The organism is Clostridiales bacterium FE2011, from assembly GCA_017569305.1.
Lineage (GTDB): Bacteria > Bacillota > Clostridia > Christensenellales > Aristaeellaceae > Aristaeella.
In genome coordinates this window covers 1,821,845-1,843,304 of the sequence record CP069418.1, presented here as the reverse complement: position 1 = coordinate 1,843,304, position 21,460 = coordinate 1,821,845, and the positions used below count along the sequence as shown (strand labels likewise).

Annotated in this window: 14 protein-coding genes; 5 read left to right on the top strand and 9 right to left on the bottom strand. The window is 57.8% G+C overall.

Annotated elements, in window-relative coordinates; translation table 11 throughout:
* Positions 1 to 3: 3 nt before the first annotated feature.
* The 3 genes from JRC49_08360 to JRC49_08350 all read right to left on the bottom strand — a co-directional run bounded on the left by JRC49_08360 (position 4) and on the right by JRC49_08350 (position 4,258).
* Positions 4 to 1,254, bottom strand: a complete 1,251-nt coding sequence (locus JRC49_08360; protein ID QTE69827.1) for an ABC transporter permease — start codon at positions 1,252 to 1,254, stop codon at positions 4 to 6.
* 18 nt (positions 1,255 to 1,272) lie between these two features.
* Positions 1,273 to 2,280, bottom strand: a complete 1,008-nt coding sequence (locus JRC49_08355; protein QTE69826.1) for an ABC transporter permease — start codon at positions 2,278 to 2,280, stop codon at positions 1,273 to 1,275.
* A gap of 181 nt (positions 2,281 to 2,461) precedes the next feature.
* Positions 2,462 to 4,258: an ABC transporter substrate-binding protein gene (locus JRC49_08350; protein QTE69825.1), complete on the bottom strand. Its 1,797-nt coding sequence runs from the start codon at positions 4,256 to 4,258 to the stop codon at positions 2,462 to 2,464.
* A gap of 557 nt (positions 4,259 to 4,815) precedes the next feature.
* Here JRC49_08350 and JRC49_08345 point away from each other — a divergent pair.
* A complete protein-coding gene (locus JRC49_08345; protein QTE72846.1) occupies positions 4,816 to 5,367 on the top strand; it encodes a histidine phosphatase family protein in 552 nt (183 codons plus the stop codon).
* Between the two features lie 38 nt (positions 5,368 to 5,405).
* Here the strand turns inward: JRC49_08345 and JRC49_08340 are convergent, their stop codons facing one another.
* Positions 5,406 to 6,788, bottom strand: coding sequence for an MATE family efflux transporter (locus tag JRC49_08340; protein QTE69824.1), 1,383 nt, complete (start codon positions 6,786 to 6,788; stop codon positions 5,406 to 5,408).
* Between the two features lie 192 nt (positions 6,789 to 6,980).
* On the opposite strand from JRC49_08340, the gene JRC49_08335 reads away from it, so the two are divergent.
* The 4 genes from JRC49_08335 (at position 6,981) to JRC49_08320 (ending at position 12,439) form a co-directional block, all read left to right on the top strand.
* Positions 6,981 to 8,273, top strand: a complete 1,293-nt coding sequence (locus JRC49_08335) for a replication-associated recombination protein A (GenBank protein ID QTE72845.1) — start codon at positions 6,981 to 6,983, stop codon at positions 8,271 to 8,273.
* Positions 8,270 to 10,030, top strand: coding sequence for a SpoIID/LytB domain-containing protein (locus JRC49_08330; protein QTE69823.1), 1,761 nt, complete (start codon positions 8,270 to 8,272; stop codon positions 10,028 to 10,030). The genes JRC49_08335 and JRC49_08330 overlap by 4 nt, the downstream gene beginning before the upstream one ends.
* Positions 10,031 to 10,208: 178 nt before the next feature.
* Positions 10,209 to 11,750, top strand: a complete 1,542-nt coding sequence (locus JRC49_08325; GenBank protein QTE69822.1) for a sensor histidine kinase — start codon at positions 10,209 to 10,211, stop codon at positions 11,748 to 11,750.
* Positions 11,747 to 12,439, top strand: a complete 693-nt coding sequence (locus tag JRC49_08320; GenBank protein QTE69821.1) for a response regulator transcription factor — start codon at positions 11,747 to 11,749, stop codon at positions 12,437 to 12,439. Before JRC49_08325 ends, JRC49_08320 begins: the two co-directional genes overlap by 4 nt.
* Before the next feature lie 41 nt (positions 12,440 to 12,480).
* On the opposite strand, the gene JRC49_08315 is transcribed toward JRC49_08320, so the two are convergent.
* The 5 genes from JRC49_08315 to JRC49_08295 form a co-directional block, all read right to left on the bottom strand.
* Positions 12,481 to 14,157: a formate--tetrahydrofolate ligase gene (locus tag JRC49_08315; protein ID QTE69820.1), complete on the bottom strand. Its 1,677-nt coding sequence runs from the start codon at positions 14,155 to 14,157 to the stop codon at positions 12,481 to 12,483.
* Positions 14,158 to 14,229: 72 nt separating this feature from the next.
* Positions 14,230 to 17,985: a phosphoribosylformylglycinamidine synthase gene (locus JRC49_08310; GenBank protein ID QTE69819.1), complete on the bottom strand. Its 3,756-nt coding sequence runs from the start codon at positions 17,983 to 17,985 to the stop codon at positions 14,230 to 14,232.
* Between the two features lie 27 nt (positions 17,986 to 18,012).
* Complete coding sequence (purD, locus tag JRC49_08305; protein QTE69818.1) at positions 18,013 to 19,278, bottom strand: phosphoribosylamine--glycine ligase; 1,266 nt, start codon at positions 19,276 to 19,278, stop codon at positions 18,013 to 18,015.
* 77 nt (positions 19,279 to 19,355) lie between these two features.
* A complete protein-coding gene (locus JRC49_08300; protein ID QTE69817.1) occupies positions 19,356 to 20,540 on the bottom strand; it encodes a phosphoribosylaminoimidazolecarboxamide formyltransferase in 1,185 nt (394 codons plus the stop codon).
* Between the two features lie 131 nt (positions 20,541 to 20,671).
* A complete protein-coding gene (locus tag JRC49_08295) occupies positions 20,672 to 21,391 on the bottom strand; it encodes an IMP cyclohydrolase (GenBank protein QTE69816.1) in 720 nt (239 codons plus the stop codon).
* Positions 21,392 to 21,460: the final 69 nt, after the last annotated feature.

Here is a 21,460-nt window from a genome sequence, read left to right as displayed (position 1 = left end):
TCCTTAGTCTCTCAGCGTGGGGTTGAAGACCTGATCCAGACCCGTATTCATCAGGTTCAGGGAGAATGAAATGCAGGTGATGGTCAGGATCACGGGGAAATACGCCCACCAGGAGCCATTGGTATGTGCGGAGTAGAGCATCGCCCAGTTCATCATCAGACCCAGCGTCGGCGTTGTGGTCGTCTTCGGTCCCAGGCCCAGCAGGGACAGCTGCGCTTCCGCCAGGATGCCGGAAGAAACCTGCAGGATGAAGGCCATCACCACATAGCTGGCAATGTATGGCAGGATATCCGTCAGGATAATCCTCACCAGGCTGTGTCCCGATAACTTGGACAGGTTCACGTGGTCCCGGTTTCGCAGCGAGATCACCTGGGAACGGACGGAACGCGCCGTCCAGGTCCAGCTGGTAAAGCCGATCACCATAGCCACCACCGTGGCGCCGCGCTGCTCCTGGCCGATGGAGTAGCTGATCAGGATCAGCAGGACAAAGCCGGGAATCACCGTGAAGATATTCGTCACAAACATGATCAGGTCATCCACAAGTCCGCCCACATAACCGCTCAGCAGGCCCAGGGTCAGGCCGATGAGCGTGGCCACGATCCCCGCGATCATACCGATCACAATGGAGGTTCCGGCAGCCGAAACCAGTTCCTTGAGTACGTCCCGCCCGAAATTGTCCGTTCCCAGCGGAAGGCTCTTGACGTTGGCCACCTGTCCCACATTCACATAGTCCGTTTTGGTGATGCTGCCGATCTCTTCCAGGTCGCCGGTTTCCGCATGCCTGTCCGTGATGACCAGGGTATCAGATGCGCTGATTTCCTTAATAGCGTTGTTCAGCCGCTTGTAGTAATTCCGCTTCGCCTGGGTCATTCCCTTAGGCTTGCTTTCCGGGGTGTAATTGGCCTTCCACAGATCCAGCAGGGCATCCGTATCGCTGATATCCAGGCCGCTGATATCAATCCCCATCGCGGAGAACCAGTCCACCATACTGATCCGGTCCGAATCGCTCAGCAGCTGGTTCAGCCTCTTTTCATCCGCGTCCGCGAGACGCAGCGTTTCGGTGGAAGTCCGCGCAGCGTCATACAGGGATACATAGGTACCCGGCTTTGCGAAGGTTCCCACGCCGATCATCTCCAGGGGATTGCCGGGATTGATCAGGGGATAGATCAGCATCGTCAGCAGAATGATCACAAAGATCACAAAACCTGTGACAAATTTGGAAGAGTGGAAAACCTGCCTGATTGTATTCTTCATAATTTTCCGCCTCCTCTGTTACGCATCGAACTGAGCGGCCTTGACCCGCGGATCGATGAAACCGTAGATGATGTCCAGCAGGAACGTGACCAGCAGCACCATAATGGTAATGATCAGGGTCGTCGCGGAAATCAGCGGATAATCCGCCGCCGTGACAGCGGAATACATGGTACTGCCCAGGCCGGGATAACTGAAAATAATTTCCGCAACCAGCGCGCCGCCGATCATGGTGCCGATGCTCAGCGCCAGGCCGGTCACCTGGGGCAGCATGGCGTTCCGGAACACATAACCGACGATTTTGCGGTCCTTGATTCCCAGGAACCGGGCATATTTGACATAGTCCGCGTTCAGTTCGTAGATGGACATGGAACGCATGCCTACCGCCTGTCCGCCGATGGATACCAGAACAATGGACCAGAAGGGCAGCTGGTAATGGGCAATAACTGATTTGATAAATTTCCAGCTGAAATTGGGAATCATATCAAAAGCATAACCGCCGGAAATCGGCGCAATCTTCCAGGTCACGCCGAACAGGACCAGCAGGATGACCGCCATGCCGAAAGCAGGTACATTGCTCAGGAACAGCGATACCGGCATCAGCACCTTGTCAAAGCCTTTGCGGATGTACGCTGCCAGCGCGCCCAGCAGGTTGCCCAGCAGCCAGCCCACAATGATTGCCGGAAGCTGCAGGCAGATGGTCCATCCGATTGCGGAGCTGATGATGTCGCTCACCTTCCGGGGATACTGGCTGAAGGACGTTCCCAGATCTCCCTTGAACAGGTTCCCGACGAAAATAAAGAACTGTTCCACAATCGGTTTGTTTGTGCCGAATTCCGCTTCGTATCGTTTGTAGATCTCCTGCACGGCACTCGCGTCCGTCATGCCCTGGGCCATTTTACCGGTAATGGCGGACACCGGGTCCGCCGGCATCAGCCGCGGCAGCACAAAGTTCAGGATCACGGCGACAATCAGGGTAATCACAAACCATAAAAGCTTCTTTCCGAAATACTTGCGGTAGCCTTTCATCAGGCATTCCTCCCATTCGGTTGTTCTGAATACCAATCTGGGTCACGGCATCACACCGGAGCATTCCGCGCTTTCAGTGCTCTGGTATGATGCCGTAAGGAAAACGGCCATGCCCCGTTAAGACGAAGCATGGCCGCCTCCGTCAACTCTTAATCAGCAGCTGATTCCAATCAATCACAGATTAAGGATTGACCAGCTCCAGGTCATACAGCGCAGCGATTCCGTAACCGTCTGTGCAGTCAGCCGGAGGAATGTTACGGCCGTCCTCTCCGGAGGGGAAGTTGGTCCATACGCTCTCATTGACAGCGTGGAACAGGGAAGGACGATACATCAGGGAGAAGGAAGGAACTTCAGTCAGGTAGATCTTGGTCAGCTCGGTGTACAGGCCCTTCAGTTCCTCAGTATCCGTGGTCAGCGGGATCTTCTTCAGCAGCGCGTCGGCTTCTGCGTTCACATACTGACCCCAGTTACCGCTCCAGTTGTTCTCAACGCCCACAAACTCGCTGCCCATGAACTGGTTCGCGCGGGTCCAGGGGTTGGAGGGAGAAGCAGCCTCAGGAGACCACATGTAAATGGCATATTCCTTCTGGTTGGGGTTGGTGAATACGGTCTGGTAGATATCCCATTCAGGATACAGCGTGGTGATATCCAAGCCGATCTTGGCGCCGGCAGCAGCCACAACTTCCATGGAAGCCTGCCAGTCAGTCCAGCCGTTGGGGCATACCGCGTTCAGGGAGATCTTCTCACCATTGAACTCACGGAATCCGTCTCCGTCGGTATCCAGCAGTCCGGCATCGTCCAGCAGCTTATTGGCACCTTCGATGTCCATGCCGGCCCACTGCAGGTCCTTCACGGCTTCATGATCATACAGCGCCTGTTCGCCTTCGGTGGGGTTCATCAGGGAACGCGGCACGGCGGCGAAGGACGGGCTCTGGTTGGTCATGGCGTTGGCGATAATGGTGTCATAGTCCACAGCGATGGCGATGGCCTTGCGCAGGGCAGGGTTCTCAGCCAGCACGGGGAGGTTGAAGTTGTACCACGCAGTGGGCATGGTCAGGCACACGCCATAGGGCGCATCTTCATAGTAGGTGGAAATCGGCAGTCCGTCTTCCAGCCACAGGTTCTGCACGTTGCCAATGAACTGCTGGCAGACATCGACTTCACCGGCCTTCAGCGCGTTCTCACCGGCAGGGTTGTCGGCGTAAATCGCATGGGCGATGTACTTCGGCACGGGCAGCTTGCCCCACATGGAAGCATCCTGTCCCCAGTAGTTATCATCACGGATCAGAACCACTTTCTGATCGTCGGTATACAGCTTGGTGTAGGGGCCGGACCAGACGAAGTCATCACCAGGATCGTTCAGGATCTTCACGGAGTCATTTTCGCAGCGTTCCACCAGCTTGTCGATCCAGGCGGCCTGCGCGATAGGAGTGCCGGTCAGGAAGTCCAGCACCTTCAGGGGGTTCACGGGCTTTCCTTCTTCATTCACAGCGGCATTGATCTTCAGGGACTTTTCATCAACAGCTTCGATGCTGGCGATGTAGGCCTTGAAACCAGTGCCGGTGCCGTTGCCGATCTGCACGCCGATATCAAAGGTGCGAACCACGTCAGCGGCAGTGACGGGAGTGCCGTCAGACCACTTGGCAGCGTCTTTGATCGTCAGCGTAATCGCGGTCATGTCATCATTCCAGGCGTAGTCGTTATTCGCCAGCAGGCCGACCAGCTCGCCATTCATGAAGTTGTACATGTACAGCGTTTCATACACCAGCGTACGGTAGCCGGAAGCACCGCCTGCAATTGCCATGGAGTTGTTCTGGTTGGTTCCGATCACGTTCCAGCTGTTCACGGAGCCCCACTGCTGTCCGGCAAAGTACAGGGTTTCGTTGCGGGGGAGATCCTTCACGTCTTCAGCGCCGGCAATCGCGGTCATGCTCAGCACAAGCGCAAGCGCAAGGATCAGGGACAGGATTTTTTTCATTTCGGGTTACCCTCCTTTTCTTTATGTTATGACACAACGGTCAGAACAAACGTTTGCATATTATCATTTTGTTATTGAAATAAAGCCAGTCCGGCGGTTATTACTCAAGCTGGTTTTGTTATTAATTGTCGTTATTTTGTCATCTGTTGCGATTATACAATCACTCCAAAGGCCTGTCAACAAGATTATTTGTACATACATTATGTTCGCAAATTGTTCGTATCAAAAGGTTCCCGGTTTCCTGCAACCCGGTTTTCACCCTGTTTTGGTACAGTTCCTTCATATTATCATATTGTTATCATCGACTGCTTCCTGAGATCGTTTGCGTTTTTTGCGCTTTCATCCCGGATTTCCTTTGTCCGGGGTACAGTATCCATAAAAATAGAAATATTTATATTTTTATTTCCTGTTCCCTTCCGCGATCTTTCCCCGGATTTTTTTTGACTGAAAGCCGTTATTTCTGATATGATGACGGCTGAACCCGGCCGAACCGGCCGCAGGTTCGGAGTATGCCGGCATCCGATTCATTCCGCCGGATCAAAGGAGCAGAAAAAGCCATGCTGTATATCATCCGGCACGGAAAGACCGACTGGAACGTCCGGCATAAACTGCAGGGCCGTACCGACATCCCCCTCAACGAAGAGGGGCGGCAGATGGCCGAAACTGCCCGGAAGGAATACCGGGATGTTCATTTTGACATCTGTTTCTGCTCCCCTCTCATCCGGGCAAAAGAAACGGCTGAGATCCTGCTCCGGGACCGGAACATTCCCATCCTGACGGATGACCGGCTGATGGAGATGAGCTTCGGTTGTTTTGAAGGAATTGAAAACAGCTTCAGTATTCCGGACTGCCCGGTCAACGAGCTCTTTTTTCATCCGGAACAGTATGTTGCTCAGCCAGGTGCCGGCGAAAGCCTGGATGATCTCTTTGCGCGGACCGGCAAATTCCTGCGGGAAAAAGCAGAACCGCTGCTGAAGGAAGGAAAGGACGTCCTGATCGTCGGCCACGGCGCGATGAACTCCAGCATTGTCTGCCAGATCCGGCAGCTGCCCAGGGCTCAGTTCTGGAGCGCGGGCATTGAAAACTGTAAACTGATGAAGCTGCCCTGAATACAAGACCGCTGCCTGATGCTCAGGCAGCGGTCTGATTATTCTTCTCCGGCCGGCAGGGCCGCACCGTCCGGGTTATCCCTGGTCAGGTCTTTCACCCATTTATACTTCCTGAACCGACACATCACCCATGGAATTTTGCCCACTTCATCCAGGCATGTGCATGCATAGACCACCAGCACCGGCCAGTGAAACACAAAAGCGCCCAGCAGCGCCAGCGGAACGGCAATTCCCCACATGCATACCGCCAGAGAATACATATCAAAAACCGTATCCCCTCCGCCGTCCAACACCCCGTTGATCGTGACGGTATTCACACAGCGGCCGATCATATACACCGCCATGATAACCATCATGCCTGTCAGGTATTGCTGCGCTTCTTCCGTCAGGATTACCATGCGCACCACCAGCGGCGTCAGCGCCAGAACCGCCGCCGTGGAAGCAAAGCCAATCACATAGGAAATGTTCTTCAGCTTAATCCCATAAGCCTTGCCCTTCTCCAGGTTCCCGGCGCCCAGTTCATTTCCCACCATAATCCCGGCCGCGCTGCCAACCCCGTTGCACACACAGCAGATCAGGTCCCGGACAACCGCGGCCACCGCATTTGCCGCTGCCGCGTCCGTTCCCATATGTCCCATGATAGCCGTATAGGAAGTGAAGCCAACGCCCCAGAGCAGTCCGCCGCCCAGGAGCGGAAAACACTGCCGCCTGAAATCAGCGGCCAGCAGTTTCTGCCGTTCAAAAAACCTGTTCCAGGCCGGCCGCAGGTAGGAATCGCCGGAGGAAATGACCAGGCACAGCACAAGCTCAATCACACGGGCCAGCGTAGTGGCCAGTGCGGCGCCCCGGGCATTCATGGCCGGAAGGCCGAAAAGGCCGAAAATGAATATTCCGTTCAGAATAATATTGGAAACCACAGCAGAGGAAGAAATCCAGGCGCTGGGCGTCACATGATCCGTCACCTTCATGGTTGTCAGATAGGACTGTGAAACGCCGGTAATCAGATAGGACCATCCGGCAATCCGGAGATAAGCGCTGCCAATCTCAATGATCTCCCCGTCATGGGAAAACATCTTCATCAGCAGTTCCGGGCATAATTCACAGGCCGTGAAGAACACCAGCGAAATCACACCGCACCAGCGCAGCATCATATTGAACAGGCTGCGCACCGTATCCCGGTCATTCCTGCCCCAATACTGGGCGCCCAGGATTGCCCCGGCGGATGTTACAGCCATCAGGAACATATTCTGGACAAACTGGATCTGCGTCGCCAGGGAAACGGCGGTCATTTCATTCTGGGCAACGCTGCCCAGCATCAGCGCGTCCCCGGCTGCCACCGCTGCCAGCATCAGGCTCTGGAAAGCGATGGGCGTCGCCAGCTTCCTCAGCTTTCCGTAAAATACATGATGGTCGATTTGCATGACTCCTCCGTACGCCCTGTGTGCAATCGTTTTCTTGATACGCACATTATCCGAAAGAAACCGGTCTTTGTCAACGGGAGTTTGTTCGCTTTTCTTTCCTTTTCAATTACGGTATAATATTGATATTGATTCAGTTTATACGGAGGAAATGCCATGAGTGAGAACTCCCTGCTGCCCGAACAGGCGCCTTCCATGTTCGGCCAGCCTCTGGCCGCCAGGATGCGGCCCTCATCGCTGGATGAGATCGCGGGACAGCAGCACTTGCTGGGCCCGGGTAAAGTCCTGCGCCGGCTGATCTCCTCTGACAGCATCTGCTCCATGATCTTCTGGGGACCGCCCGGCGTCGGCAAAACCACCCTGGCACGGGTCATCGCCCTGCAGACCAAGGCTTCTTTCATTGATTTTTCCGCCGTTAACAGCGGGATTAAAGAAATCCGCCAGGTGATGAACCAGGCGGAAGAAAACCGCGTCTACGGTGTTCGGACCATCGTTTTCGTGGACGAAATCCACCGCTTCAACAAAGCGCAGCAGGACGCCTTCCTGCCCTTTGTGGAAAAAGGCAGCATCGTGCTCATCGGCGCAACAACGGAAAACCCCTCCTTTGAGGTCAACAGCGCTCTTCTTTCCCGCTGCAAGGTGTTTGTACTACAGGCACTCAGCCGGGAGGATATCCTGACCCTGCTGCGCCGGGCCCTGACGGATGAACGCGGCTTCGGCCGGGATCAGGTCTCCATCAGCGACAAAGCCCTGGAAGCCATCGCCGATTTCAGCAACGGTGACGCCCGCAGCGCCCTGAGCTCCCTGGAAATGGTTGTGCTGAACGGCGAAGCCGGAGAAAACGGCATCCACGTGACAGATGAAATCGTCGCCCAGTGCCTGAGCCGCAAGAACCTCATGTACGACAAGGACGGGGAAGAGCACTACAACCTGATCTCCGCCCTGCACAAATCCATGCGCAATTCCGATCCGGACGCCGCCGTCTACTGGATGATGCGGATGCTGGAAGGCGGAGAGGATCCGCTGTACATCGCCCGGCGCGTCCTGCGTTTCGCCGCGGAAGACGTGGGCCTGGCGGATCCCCGGGCCATGGAGGTCGGCGTGGCCGCCTATCAGGCCTGTCATTTTATTGGAGTACCGGAATGCAACGTACACCTGGCTGAAGCCGTTGTATATATGTCCCTTGCTTCCAAGTCCAACGCCATGGAGATGGCGGTGAACGAGGCGCGGGAAGCCATTGTGAAGGAGCCGGACACCCCTGTGCCGCTGGTCATCCGCAACGCGCCGACCCGCCTGATGAAGGATCTGTCCTACGGAAAGGGCTACCAGTACGCCCACGACTACAAAGAAAAAATAACAGCCATGCAGTGTCTGCCCGACGCGTTGAAAGACAGACAGTTCTACCATCCTACGGACCAGGGACAGGAAAGCCGCTACAAAGAGCGTCTCGAGCAGATCCGTGCATGGAAAAAGGAACAACGCAAATGATCAGAAACCGAAACCATTCCCTGCTGCTCAGGGCCGCCGCGCTGTTTTTATGCGCGGTACTGCTGATACCGCAGGTTTCCTTTGCAGCCAAAGCACAAAACAATACTGTTTCAGACGTCCGGGTACTGCTTACCCGCCTGAATCTGGCGGATGAAGCCTGGATGACGCTGGAAGGCCGGTATCTCGCCCGCGGCGCGGACGGGATGGAAGTCCTGCTGCCTCCGGGGGCACAGATCACCGTGCTTCTGCGAAAAGGAAAGCTGATCCTTTTCCACGACGGTCTTTCCCTGACCGCCGGCAAGGAGCTTTCCCTCCTGCGCCGCCAGGACGGCGATATCGAACCCGGTATCCGCTTTAACCTCCAGGCCGGCGTCTATCCCGGAGACCTGAAACTCACCGTCAAGGACGGCGCGATCCAGCCCATCCTGACGCTTCCCCTGGAATCCTACCTGCAGGGCGTCGTTCCCTATGAGATGAGCGATTCCTTCCCGCTGGAAGCGCTGAAGGCCCAGGCCGTCTGTGCCCGCACCTACGTCCTGAGCAAAATGAACCCTTCCGCGGAATGGGACGTGGTGGACAACACCAATGACCAGGCCTTCAAGGGCACCCCGGACAACAGCGTGAATTCCTCCCAGGCCGTAGAGGAGACCAGCGGTCTGGTGCTGACCTGGAACAACAAACTGATCACCGCCTGGTACAGCGCCTCCAACGGCGGCCAGACAGAGCTGCCCGGCAACATCTGGAAGGGTGACAATATCCCCGGCTGCTTCGCCATGACCGACGACCCCTGGGACGTGCAGAATCCTGACAGCACCGTCCGTACAGCCGTACTTCAGAAAAGCAGGCCCGAACTTTCCGCCGGCTTCCTGCGGCTGATCCGCGAAGCCCTGGCCAAGCTGAAGGAGCTGGACGACTTCCGGCTGGGAGCAGACGATCTCTTCCGCGTGGATGCCATCCGCACGGTTCAGCTAACAACACCCCGGTATAAGGAGCCCAGCCGGCTGATGACCGAAATGGAGCTGACCGTTTCCGTTTCCGCCGTGCTGAAGGAAGGGCGCACCCGTCCCGCCGGCGACGAGGACGAGCTGGATATCAGCGACGTCCTGGATCCGGCCCGCACCGCCGCGCCGGAGACACCGGCACCGGAAGGCGAAAAAGCCGCAGAGCTGATTTCCGCCGGCACCCACACCGTCAGGCTCCCCCTGTTCCCGGACGCCGTATTCCTGCTGGGACTGAGCGTATACGGCGCGGACAATGAAATCATCACCGTAACGGAAAACGAAGCCGACTTCACCCTGACCGCCGGCCGCTACGGCCACGGCGTCGGCATGAGCCAGCGGGGCGCCCAGTACCAGGCCTCCGAAGGGAAAAAGAAATATACGGAAATCCTGGCCTTCTATTACCCCGGCGCCAAGCTGAAGCGCTATTCCGGGGAAGCCGCTCCCCTGCCCACACCTGACCCGGTGCTGGGAAACACCCCCGGGCCGATGCCCACCGCCACGCCCCGGCCCACACTGATGCCCGTGACGGAGACCGTTCCGGAGGGCGCCTGGATGGCCACCGTGGAAAACATTGACGATGACAGCACCCTGAACCTGCGCGAGAAGCCCTCCGCCGGGTCGAAGGTTCTCCGCCGGCTGTACAAGCATCAGCAGCTGATCGTCCTGGAGGAAGCGGAAGTTACCGGCTGGGTCCGGGTCAAGACCGATGTATGCGAAGGCTACGTCATGGCTTCCTTCCTGCAGAAAACAGAATAAAACGCGCATGCAGCCAGCCTGCCGGATCCTTCCGGCAGGCTGTTTTTTCTGCCGTGCAAAACCTTCCGCCCCTTGAAACATAAGGGCGACTGTGTTAGCATTGGAACATACGGGCCGGAGTCAAACGCCCTCCCGTTCAGTCTCTCCATTTAAAAACGGAAAGAAGAAGATACTTCCTATGGCGCTGAGTATTGTAATCCTGGTTATTTCCGCGGTTCTGCTGCTGGGTTTCTCGCTCCGCAGCCGCTACGGACTCCCGCTGTTCCTGCTGAACGCGGGGATCAGTATTACCTCTGTCGCTGTTTTGTTCCAGACCAGCAGCACCTCAATGTATGCCACGCCCCAGGGCTTTCCGCTCCGGTCGCTGGACCTGGAGCTGTTCCAGCTGATCAGCCATATGCGGCTTCCGCTGCGCCAGGCCCAGACCCTGCGCAATTTCGGTACGCTGATCTTTTTCGGCGGCATTGTGCTGATGCTGATGCTGATCGCCCGGAATATCAAAACCATCCATCACCGCCTGGTCTGGGAAGTCCTGTGCGGTTCGGGCGTTCTCCTGTTCATGGCGCTTTATATGATCTTTTTCTCCCCCTCCTGCGCTTTCCGCCTGTATATGAGATACTACCAGCTCGAAGGGGCAGCACGCTCCTCCTTTGTCCAGCTGGTTACCCTGGCAGACTACCTGTTCAAGGGCTTCATCCTGCTGTTTGTAATGTCCCCGGCACTCCTGCTGACCATACATTATATCCGGAAGAATATCACCTGTTTCGGCGATACATTCTTCCTGCTGCTGGGCATCACCAGCCTGTACGGTTTTGTTTTTTTCGTTGTCTTCCACACCATCCCCCTTGCCCTGAGCAGCCAGGCCGTGTTCCTGAGCGCCTTCTGGTTCTTCGCGAACGGTTCCTGGCTGCCCGGATGGATCACCCTGTTCTTCCTGCTGTTCTCTCTCCTGACGCTGATCCTGATCGTGGCCAGCGCCAACCGGGTTTTCAGCGGGGACCTGGTCCTGCTTTCCCGGAAGAAAGCGATGAAGAACAGCATTGAGGACCTGAACCGGAACCTGAAGGACGTGTTCCACTCCGAAAAGAACCTGATGTTCAGCATGATGATCCTGGCCGATGAGGCCCGGTCCGCCTACGGCACACCGGAAGGACTGGAGAAGCTGGACCGCCTCACCGAGATCGCAAAGGACCGCATGGAGATGATCACTTCCTCCCTGAACCGGATCCGGGAGCTTCATCTGCACGCAACGCCCACAGATATGCGTACGCTGGTCAGCCAGGCGCTGGATACCCTGGCCCTTCCGGAAGGCATCCGGTGTGAAAGGCATTTCTGCGACGAGCCGGTCCGCTGCATGGTGGACGAGTACCACACCCGGAACGCATTGAAGAACATCTTTGTCAACGCGGTGGACGCCCTGCAGCTTTGCAAACGGGAAGACAAGGTCATTTCCGTCACCGTGAACGCCAGCCGGGCCTGGGTCAGCCTGTCCATCCGGGACAACGGCCCCGGTATTCCGAAGCAGGAGCTGCGCCGGGTCATGATGCCCTTTGTGTCCACCAAATCCAAAACCAGCAACTGGGGCATCGGCCTCCCCTACGCTTTCCGGGTCGTCAACGCCCAGCTGGGGCAGATGCGGATCCAGAGCAGCGACCAGGAAGACAAATCCTACACCCAGGTGGATATTCTCCTTCCCAGAGAAAGGAATGAAGCGCAATGAAACAGATACGGGTTATGATGGCGGATGACAGCCCCGAAATCCGGAGCTATTTTTCCAACATCATCAGCCATGAAGAAGATATGGAGCTGGCCGGGACCGCCTCCTCCGGCGTGGAAGCCGTCCGGATGGCCCGGGAGCTCCGTCCCGATATCATCCTGATGGATATCCAGATGGAAACCCGGGTGGCAGGTATCTCCGCTTCCCAGCAGATCCTGACAGAATTCCCCGGCACCAAAATCATCATCCTGACAATCCTGGAGGACGACGACCTGCTCTTCCAGGCCTACTGCGCCGGCGTGATCGACTATATCATCAAGACGGACTCCGTCCACCAGATCCTGACCTCCATCCGGAACGCCTATCATAACCAGATGATCCTCCGCCCCAAATACGCGGAGAAAATCATCCAGGAGCTGAAGCGGGTCCGGGAGGAGCAGAACGGCCTGCTCTACGGCCTGAACATCCTCACCATGCTGTCCAACAGCGAGTTTGAAGTGCTGAAGTGCCTGTACCAGGGTATGAACGCCCGGCAGATTTCCGAATCCCGCTACGTCTCCCAGGGCACGGTCAAAACCCAGATCCACAGCATCCTGAAAAAATTCGACATGAAATCAGTCAGCGACGTCGTCCGGCACCTGAAAGAAATCCGGTTCGACCACATCATCGAAACAATGCACCCCGGGAACTGATGCTCCCGGGGTGCCTCTTTTCTATTCTGTTTTTGTGCTGATCAGAACAGGCCGCTGATCTTTCCGTTGTCATCCACGTCGATCCGTTCGGCGGCAGGAGACTTCGGCAGGCCGGGCATGGTCATGATCTCGCCGGTCAGGGCAACCAGGAAGCCCGCGCCTGCGGAAACCTTCAGGTTCCGCACGGTGACCACAAAGCCTTCCGGAGCACCCAGCAGGGTGGGATCATCGGAGAAGGAATACTGGGTCTTGGCCACGCATACCGGTACCTTGTCAAAGCCCAGGGCCGTGAGGCGCTCCGCCTGTTTCTTCGCCGCAGGAGTCAGCACAACGCCGGCGCCGCCGTAAATCTTCTTTGTCACAGCTTCCAGCTTCTCCTCGATGGAGGCGTCCAGCTCATAGGAGAAGGTGAAGTTGCCCTGCTCTTCTTCGCACAGCCGCACAACCTCGCGGGCCAGGTCCTCGCCGCCCTTGCCGCCTTCTGCCCAGACGGTGGACAGCACGGTGTTGACGCCCAGCTCCCGGCACTTGCGGATGATGAAGTCGATTTCCGCGTCCGTATCCGTGGGGAAGCGGTTGATGGCCACCACGCAGGGCAGCTGGTAAACGTTCTTGATGTTGTTCACATGGCGCAGCAGGTTCGGGATGCCCCGCTCCAGGGCCGCCAGGTCTTCATTGGCCAGCTGTTTCTTGTCCAGGCCGCCGTGCATCTTCAGGGCGCGCACGGTACCGACCACAACCACCGCGTCCGGGGTCAGGCCTGCCATCCGGCACTTGATGTCCAGGAACTTTTCCGCGCCCAGGTCCGCGCCGAAGCCGGCTTCGGTCACAGTATAGTCGCCCATCCGCATGGCCATCCGGGTCGCCATGACGGAGTTGCAGCCATGGGCAATGTTCGCGAAAGGTCCGCCGTGCACGAAGGCGGGGGTTCCTTCCAGGGTCTGCACCAGATTGGGCTTCAGCGCGTCACGCAGCAGGGCTGCCATGGCGCCGGTCGCCTTCAGGTCGCCCGCGGTAACAGGCTTGTCATCATAGGTATAGGCAACGATAATCCGGGACAGCCGTTCCTTCAGGTCCGCCATGGAGGAAGCCAGGCAGAACACCGCCATGATTTCACTGGCCACGGTGATGTCGAAGCCGTCCTCACGGGGTGTGCCGTTGGCCTTTCCGCCCAGGCCGTCCACCACAAAGCGCAGCTGACGGTCGTTCATGTCCACGCAGCGCTTCCAGGTGATCTTCTTCACGTCGATCCCCAGGGCGTTCCCCTGCTGGATATGGTTGTCCAGCATGGCCGCCAGCAGGTTGTTCGCCGCGCCGATGGCATGAAAGTCGCCGGTGAAGTGCAGGTTAATATCTTCCATGGGCACTACCTGGGCATAACCGCCGCCGGCCGCACCGCCCTTGACGCCGAACACCGGGCCGAGGCTCGGCTCACGCAGCGCAACGGTAACGTCCTTGCCGATCCGGGACAGGCCGTCCGCCAGACCGATCGTGGTCGTGGTCTTGCCTTCACCCGCGGGGGTGGGGGTAATTGCTGTGACCAGGATCAGCTTTCCGGGCTTCCGGTCGGTTTCGTCAATCAGGGCAGGATCGATCTTGGCCTTGTAACGGCCGTACTGCTCCACATATTTTTCGTCTACGTGGGCCCTCTTCGCGATCTCCATGATCGGCTTCATTTCACACTGCTGGGCAATCTCGATGTCGGATAAGTAGGCCATGGCTGATTCTCCTTTTAATTCATAATTCATTATGATATCTGCCGTTGGGACAGAGTCATGATGCATTGTGCATTATCTGAAGTACTGGACCGCAGATTCGAACATTTTGATATCGTAGTTTCCGGGAACGTTCTTGTACAGGTCTTTGCCAACGCGCTCGCTGTGACCCATCTTGCCGAAGACGCGGCCGTCCGGGCTGGTGATACCTTCAATGGCATACAGGCTGCCGTTGGGATTGAAGCGCAGGTCCATGGTGGGCTGATCGTCCAGATCCACATACTGGGTGGCAATCTGTCCGTTCTCTGCCAGCTTCCGGATCAGGCTTTCCTCCGCCAGGAAGCGGCCTTCGCCGTGGCTGATCGGCACGCTGTAAACCGCGCCCTGCCGGGCATTGCGCAGCCAGGGGCTCAGGTTGCTGGCCACCCGGGTGCGGACAATCCGGCTCTGGTGGCGGCCGATGGTGTTGAAGGTCAGGGTCGGGCAGTGCTCATCGGTTTCAATGATCTTGCCGTAGGGCACCAGTCCCAGCTTGATCAGGGCCTGGAAGCCGTTACAGATACCGCACATAAGGCCGTCCCGCTTGTCCAGCATCTCGGTCACCGCTTCGGTGACGCCCTGGTTCCGGAAGAAGGCGATGATAAACTTCGCGCTGCCGTCCGGTTCATCGCCGCCGGAGAAGCCGCCGGGGATGAAGATCATCTGGTTCTCACGAACCTTCGCGGCAAACTCTTCCGCGCTGCGGACAATATCCTCCGCGGACCGGTTCCGGACCACGAAGATTTCCGCCTTCGCGCCGGCGTCTTCCGCGGCGCGGGCGCTGTCGATTTCGCAGTTGGTGCCGGGGAATGCCGGGATCAGCACGCCGGGCTTCGCAATATGCAGGGCCGGGGCTTTCCAGCCGTTGGCCTTGTAGTTGAAGGTTTCCGTCCGGTCTTCCTTTCGGGCCGCGGGCCAGCAGGCGTCCGCTTCTGCCCGGTCTTCCAGGGACCACTCCGGATTCAGGGTCGGATACACTTTTTCCAGCTTGTCCCGGCCGATCACGCGCAGCTCCTTCACGTCCGCCGCGTTATCCCGCCAGGTCAGCACGGGTTCTTCGGTCACAACGCCCAGCTTCCGGCCGAGGTCCATGTCTTCGGACAGTTCCGCGATAAAGCTGCCGTAGCGAACCTCCGCCAGCTCCTTCAGCTCCCAGTCCTTCTCAAAGGCGAAGCCCAGGCCGTTGCCCAGCGCCATCTTCAGCACAGAGGCAAGGGATCCGCCAACCTCTGCCGTACGGCAGGAAACAATCTTTCCTTCACGGATCAGCCCTGTCACCTGGTTGTAGAGAGCCAGCAGGGATTCCGTTACCGGCAGGCCCTGTTCATCCCGTTCCGGCTCCAGCACGACCACGGGATGACCCGCTTTCTTGAACTCAGGGGAAATGATGTCGCCGGTCTTTGCCGTGGTCACCGCGAAGGAAACCAGCGTAGGCGGCACATCCAGCTTTTCAAATGAACCGGACATAGAGTCCTTGCCGCCGATGGCGCCGACACCCAGGTTCATCTGGGCTTCAAAGGCACCCAGCAGGGCCGCCAGAGGCTTGCCCCAGCGTTTTCCGTCCGTTCCGGGTTTCTCAAAGTATTCCTGGAAGGTCAGGTACACGTCCTCAAAGGAGGCACCGGCCGCAATCAGCTTGGTGACAGAATCCACCACAGCAAGATAGGCACCATGATAGGGGCTGAAGGAGGTCAGCTCCGGATCATAGCCCCAGGCCATCAGGGAGCAGTCATCCGTGTGTCCCTTTTCCAGGCTGATCTTCTGGACCATCGCCTGGATGGGGGTCAGCTGGTTCTTGCCGCCGAAGGGCATCAGCACCGTGCCGGCGCCGATGGTGGAGTCAAACCGCTCGGACAGGCCCCGGCGGGAGCAGACCGCCAGGTCGGAAGCCGTGGTCTTCAGCAGCCCCGCAAAGTCCGCGGGCTCCTGCTTCGGCAGATCCGCGGCGGGATGGGAAGCTGCGGGGGTAATCGCGGTATGCTTCGGGGCACCGTTGGAGTTCAGGAACTCACGGCTGATATCCACAATGGTCTTTCCGTTCCAGTTCATCCGCAGGCGCGGCTCAGCCTTCACTTCCGCCACGATGCAGGCCTGCAGGTTTTCCTCCGCCGACAGGGCCAGGAAAGCTTCCGCATCTTCCGCGGCCACAACCACGGCCATGCGCTCCTGGCTCTCGGAAATGGCCAGCTCAGTACCATCGAGGCCTTCATATTTCTTCGGTACCGCGTTCAGGTCGATTTCCAGGCCGTCCGCCAGCTCGCCGATGGCAACGCTGACGCCGCCCGCACCGAAGTCATTGCAGCGCTTGATCAGCCTGGTGGCCTTCGGATTGCGGAACAGCCGCTGGAGCTTGCGCTCTTCCGGCGCGTTACCCTTCTGGACTTCCGCGCCGCAGGTTTCCACGCTGTGGGCATTATGAGCCTTGGAGGAACCGGTGGCACCGCCGATACCGTCACGGCCGGTGGAACCGCCCAGCAGGATCACCACGTCGCCGGGAGCCGGACGCTCGCGGCGTACATTTTCCGCGGGAGCCGCGGCAATCACTGCGCCGATCTCCATACGCTTGGCCGCGTAGCCGGGATGATAGATTTCATCCACAATGCCGGTGGCCAGGCCGATCTGGTTGCCGTAGGAAGCATAACCGGCTGCCGCGGTAGTCACCAGCTTGCGCTGGGGCAGCTTGCCGGGGATGGTTTCAGAAACGGGCTTGGTGGGATCCGCAGCACCGGTCACGCGCATCGCGCCGTAAACATAGGCCCGGCCGCTCAGGGGATCCCGGATCGCGCCGCCGATACAGGTGGCCGCGCCGCCGAAAGGTTCAATCTCAGTGGGATGGTTGTGGGTTTCATTCTTGAACAGCAGCAGCCAGGGCTCCTTGACCCCGTCCCGCTCCACGTCCATCTTCACCGTGCAGGCGTTGATTTCTTCGCTCTCGTCCAGCTTGTCCAGCTTGCCGTGCTTCTTCAGGTACTTCACCGCAACCGTGGCGAGGTCCATCAGGCACACCGGCTTCTTTTCCCGGCCGAGTTCAGCGCGCACATCCATGTAGCGCTTCCATGCCTTCTCCAGCACCGGATCTTCAAAGCGGACGCTGTCGATCTCGGTCAGGAAGGTGGTGTGACGGCAGTGGTCGCTCCAGTAGGTGTCCAGCATCCGGATTTCCGTGATGGTGGGTTCCCGGCCTTCTTCCCGGAACCAGGACTGGCAGAAGGTGATATCATCCACGTCCATGGCCAGGCCGTAATCCGCCACAAACTTCTCCAGGCCGGCGCGGTCAAGCTTCGTGAAGCCTTCCAGGGTTGCCACTTCCGTGGGCACCGCGTATTCCGTCTTCAGGGTTTCCGGCAGATCCATGGAAGCTTCCCGGGCTTCCACCGGGTTGATCACATACTTCTTGATTTCCGCGATCTCTTCAGCGGACAGGCTGCCGTAGAGCAGGTAAACCTTCGCGCTGCGGACGAGCGGACGCTCGCCCTGGGAAAGGAACTGAATGCACTGGGCAGCGGAGTCCGCCCGCTGGTCAAACTGACCGGGCAGGTATTCCACCGCGAACACGGCAATCGCGCCTTCCGCGTCAAACTGATCCATTGTATTGTCCAGCTGGGGCTCAGAGAACACCTCCCGGACCGCCAGGGAGAACATATCATCTGAGATGTTCTCAGCGTCATAGCGGTTCAGCAGCCGGACCTTTTCCAGGCCTTTGATCCCCAGGAACTTTTTCGCGTCTCCCAGCAGTGCCCGGGCTTCATTGTCCAGGCCGGGCTTTTTTTCAACAAAGATTCTGTAAACCAAGGTAACACCCCACAAATCCATTCTTAATCATTTCAGTGCTGAAAGCGCTCTCTGTCCGATATCACGCCGGCAGTACTTGTTGCCGAATTCAATCCGATCGGCCATGGCATAGGCTTCCTTCACGGCCTCCTGCAGGGTGTCCGCCACCGCGGTCACACCCAGCACCCGGCCGCCGGAAGTTACCAGTTTTCCGTCCTTCAGCGCGGCGCCGGCCACGAAGACGTGATCCTGCACATCCGCGGGAATGGTGATCTCGTATCCCTTTTCATAATGTACGGGATAGCCCATGGAGGCGAGCACCACACAGCAGGCATGCGCGTCTTTGAATTTCACTTTGCAGTCCGCCAGTGTGCCGTTGGTGGTTGCCTGCATCACGGTCAGCAGGTCGCTCTCCAGCAGGGGCAGCACCACCTGGGTTTCCGGATCGCCGAACCGGCAGTTGTATTCTATCACTTTCGGTCCGTTCTTGGTGAGCATCAGGCCGAAATACAGGCAGCCGCGGAATTCCCGGCCTTCCGCCTTCATCGCCCGGATGGTCGGCAGGAAAATGGTTTCCATGCAGGTCTTTGCAATCTCTTCCGTGTAGAAGGGATTCGGCGCGACAGTGCCCATGCCGCCGGTATTCGGGCCGTTGTCTCCGTCCTCCGCCCGCTTATGGTCCATGCTGGATACCATGGGCTTCACGGTCGTACCGTCCGTGAAAGCCAGCACGGTTACTTCGGGTCCTTCAAGGAATTCTTCAATGACGATCTGATCGCCGCTCTTGCCAAACTTCTTGTCTTCCATGATCTCCCGCACGGCTTCGCGCGCTTCCCAGCGGTTCATGGCCACGGTCACGCCCTTGCCCAGGGCCAGGCCGTCCGCCTTGATTACCGTCGGAATCGGAGAGGTTTCCAGGTATTCCAGCGCCTTTTTCGGATCGGTGAACACTTCATAGGCCGCGGTGGGAATGCCGTACTTCTTCATCAGGTCCTTGGAGAAGACCTTGCTTCCCTCAATGATCGCCGCGTTTTTCCGGGGACCGAAGCAGGGAATGCCTTCCGCCTCCAGGGCGTCCACACAGCCCAGCACCAGCGGATCATCCGGAGCCACAACCGCGTAGTCAATCTTTGTGCTCCGGGCAAAGGCAGCAATGCCTTCAATATCCGTAGCTTTTACGTCCACACAGGTCGCATCCGCCGCGATCCCGCCGTTTCCCGGCAGGGCATAAATGGTTTCGACTTCCGGGTTCTGCCTCAGTTTCTTGATAATGGTATGCTCACGGCCGCCGCCGCCGACAAGAAGAATATTCATAATCTATTATTAATTCCTTTCAGGAAAGTATTCAGGCTGATTGATTCATCAATGAAACACGAGGCTGTTCCACCGGATTAATGGTGGAACAGTCTCATGTGAGTGAACGCCATCGTCATGCCGTACTTGTCGCAGCAGTCAATCACAGCGTCATCGCGGATGGAGCCGCCGGGCTCGGCAATGTATTTCACGCCGCTCTTATAGGCGCGTTCAATGTTGTCGCTGAAGGGGAAGAAAGCGTCGGAGCCCAGCGCCACATTCTGCCGGGTATCCAGGAAGGCGCGCTTCTCCGCGTCGGTCAGGGGAGCCGGCTGGGCGGTGAAGTACTTCTGCCAGTTGCCGTCGGCGCAGACATCTTCCTCATTCTGGTTGATGTAGCCGTCGATGACGTTGTCCCGCTCGGGGCGGCCCAGATCCGCACGGAAAGGCAGGTTCAGCACCTTCTCATGCTGACGCAGGAACCAGGTATCCGCCTTGGAACCGGCAAGGCGGGTGCAGTGGATACGGCTCTGCTGGCCGGCACCCACGCCGATGGCCTGGCCGTCCACCGCGTAGCAGACGGAATTGGACTGGGTGTACTTCAGGGTAATCAGGGCGATGATCAGGTCACGCACGGCGGAATCCGGCAGATCCTTGGTCTTCGTCACGATATCCGAGAGCAGTTCCCGGTTGATTTCAAAGTTGTTGCGGCCCTGTTCGAAGGTGATGCCGAATACCTGCTTGCGCTCCTGCACTTCAGGCACATAGTCGGGATCGATCTCAACGATGTTGTAATTGCCCTTGCGCTTCTGCTTCAGGATTTCCAGGGCTTCGGGCTCATAGCCGGGAGCAATGACGCCGTCGGACACTTCCCGCTTGATCATCTTCGCGGTGGTCACGTCGCACACGTCGCTCAGGGCAACCCAGTCACCGAAGGAGCACATACGGTCTGTGCCGCGGGCACGGGCATAAGCGCAGGCCAGGGGGGAATCGTCCAGGCCTTCGATATCATCCACAAAGCAGGCCTTCTTCAGGTCAGCGGACAGCGGAATGCCAACCGCAGCGGAAGTGGGGCTCACGTGCTTGAAGCTGGTCACGGCGGGCATGCCCAGGGCAGCCTTCAGTTCCTTCACCAGCTGCCAGCTGTTGAAGGCGTCCAGGAAGTTGATGAAACCGGGACGGCCGGACAGGATTTTGATCGGCAGCTCGCTGCCGTCGCTCATGTAGATCTTCGCGGGCTTCTGGTTGGGGTTGCAGCCATACTTGAGTTCGAATTCTTTCATGATCTTATCTCCTTTTCTTCTTGCGATCGCCGTTACCAATGCTCCGTTCGCCTTCGGCTCCTGATCATTGACGGCTGTAGCATGGGACGTGTTTCCAAAATCTGAGATTTTGACATGTCCGCATCACTGTATCACTTGTTCTTGTTGACCAGCCGGCTTTCAGCGGCGCCGGTCTTCAGGTCCACATAGCGGACATAGAGGCTGATCTTGTTCTGCTCGTTCAGGTTCTTCCACAGGATATCCGTCATATCATCGATATCGTCGCTCACCGCGATGCGTTCCGGCTCGCCCTGGAAGGTGGGAATCGGATTACCGTCGCACACATAGGTGTGGATGAAGTGGCCCAGGCCGTTCAGCGGAGCATAGCTGTAGGTGAAGCGGTTGCAGGCGCTGCCTTCAGCGTCGGCGCTCTTCAGGATGCTCATCTGGTAGGTAAAATCTTCGTTTCCGAAGGTCAGCATACCGCTGATGCGGGGGGTGAAGTTCGGGCCGTCCGGCTCAAACTCCCGGCTTTCCAGCGCGGCGGAGAAGGTTTTACCGTCCTTCAGGCCGTCGTAAATCGTATCAGTCTGGTTGCCGTTGGTCACGATCAGGTTGTTCCCGAAAGAACGGATCGCGGCATAGATGATCAGGGAGGGGTCCTGGACCTTCGAGGCGTCGAAGGGCTCGGTGAAAACTTCGCCGTTCTTCTCGGTGAAGATCCGGTTGCGGCTGTTGTCGCTGCGGCCCATGATGAAATAGGCGGTCATGGCTTTCGTTCCGTCCGGCGTCTTGCCGATGATGATGCCGCGTCCGGGGTAGGTGTTGTCCTTCAGCAGTTCCTCAGGGGTATTGATGCGGTAGATGTCCATAGGCTCCTCCTTGTTTTAATTCAGAATTAAGAATTCAGAATTATATTTTGTTTGATCTGCTTTTCTTTT

Bases quoted from the DNA above. Each gene is read 5' to 3' on its own strand.
- JRC49_08360 (QTE69827.1), bottom strand. From the start codon at position 1,254: ATGAAGAATACAATCAGGCAGGTTTTCCACTCTTCCAAATTTGTCACA.
- JRC49_08355 (QTE69826.1), bottom strand. From the start codon at position 2,280: ATGAAAGGCTACCGCAAGTATTTCGGAAAGAAGCTTTTATGGTTTGTG.
- JRC49_08350 (QTE69825.1), bottom strand. From the start codon at position 4,258: ATGAAAAAAATCCTGTCCCTGATCCTTGCGCTTGCGCTTGTGCTGAGC.
- JRC49_08345 (QTE72846.1), top strand. From the start codon at position 4,816: ATGCTGTATATCATCCGGCACGGAAAGACCGACTGGAACGTCCGGCAT.
- JRC49_08340 (QTE69824.1), bottom strand. From the start codon at position 6,788: ATGCAAATCGACCATCATGTATTTTACGGAAAGCTGAGGAAGCTGGCG.
- JRC49_08335 (QTE72845.1), top strand. From the start codon at position 6,981: ATGTTCGGCCAGCCTCTGGCCGCCAGGATGCGGCCCTCATCGCTGGAT.
- JRC49_08330 (QTE69823.1), top strand. From the start codon at position 8,270: ATGATCAGAAACCGAAACCATTCCCTGCTGCTCAGGGCCGCCGCGCTG.
- JRC49_08325 (QTE69822.1), top strand. From the start codon at position 10,209: ATGGCGCTGAGTATTGTAATCCTGGTTATTTCCGCGGTTCTGCTGCTG.
- JRC49_08320 (QTE69821.1), top strand. From the start codon at position 11,747: ATGAAACAGATACGGGTTATGATGGCGGATGACAGCCCCGAAATCCGG.
- JRC49_08315 (QTE69820.1), bottom strand. From the start codon at position 14,157: ATGGCCTACTTATCCGACATCGAGATTGCCCAGCAGTGTGAAATGAAG.
- purD (QTE69818.1), bottom strand. From the start codon at position 19,278: ATGAATATTCTTCTTGTCGGCGGCGGCGGCCGTGAGCATACCATTATC.
- JRC49_08300 (QTE69817.1), bottom strand. From the start codon at position 20,540: ATGAAAGAATTCGAACTCAAGTATGGCTGCAACCCCAACCAGAAGCCC.
- JRC49_08295 (QTE69816.1), bottom strand. From the start codon at position 21,391: ATGGACATCTACCGCATCAATACCCCTGAGGAACTGCTGAAGGACAAC.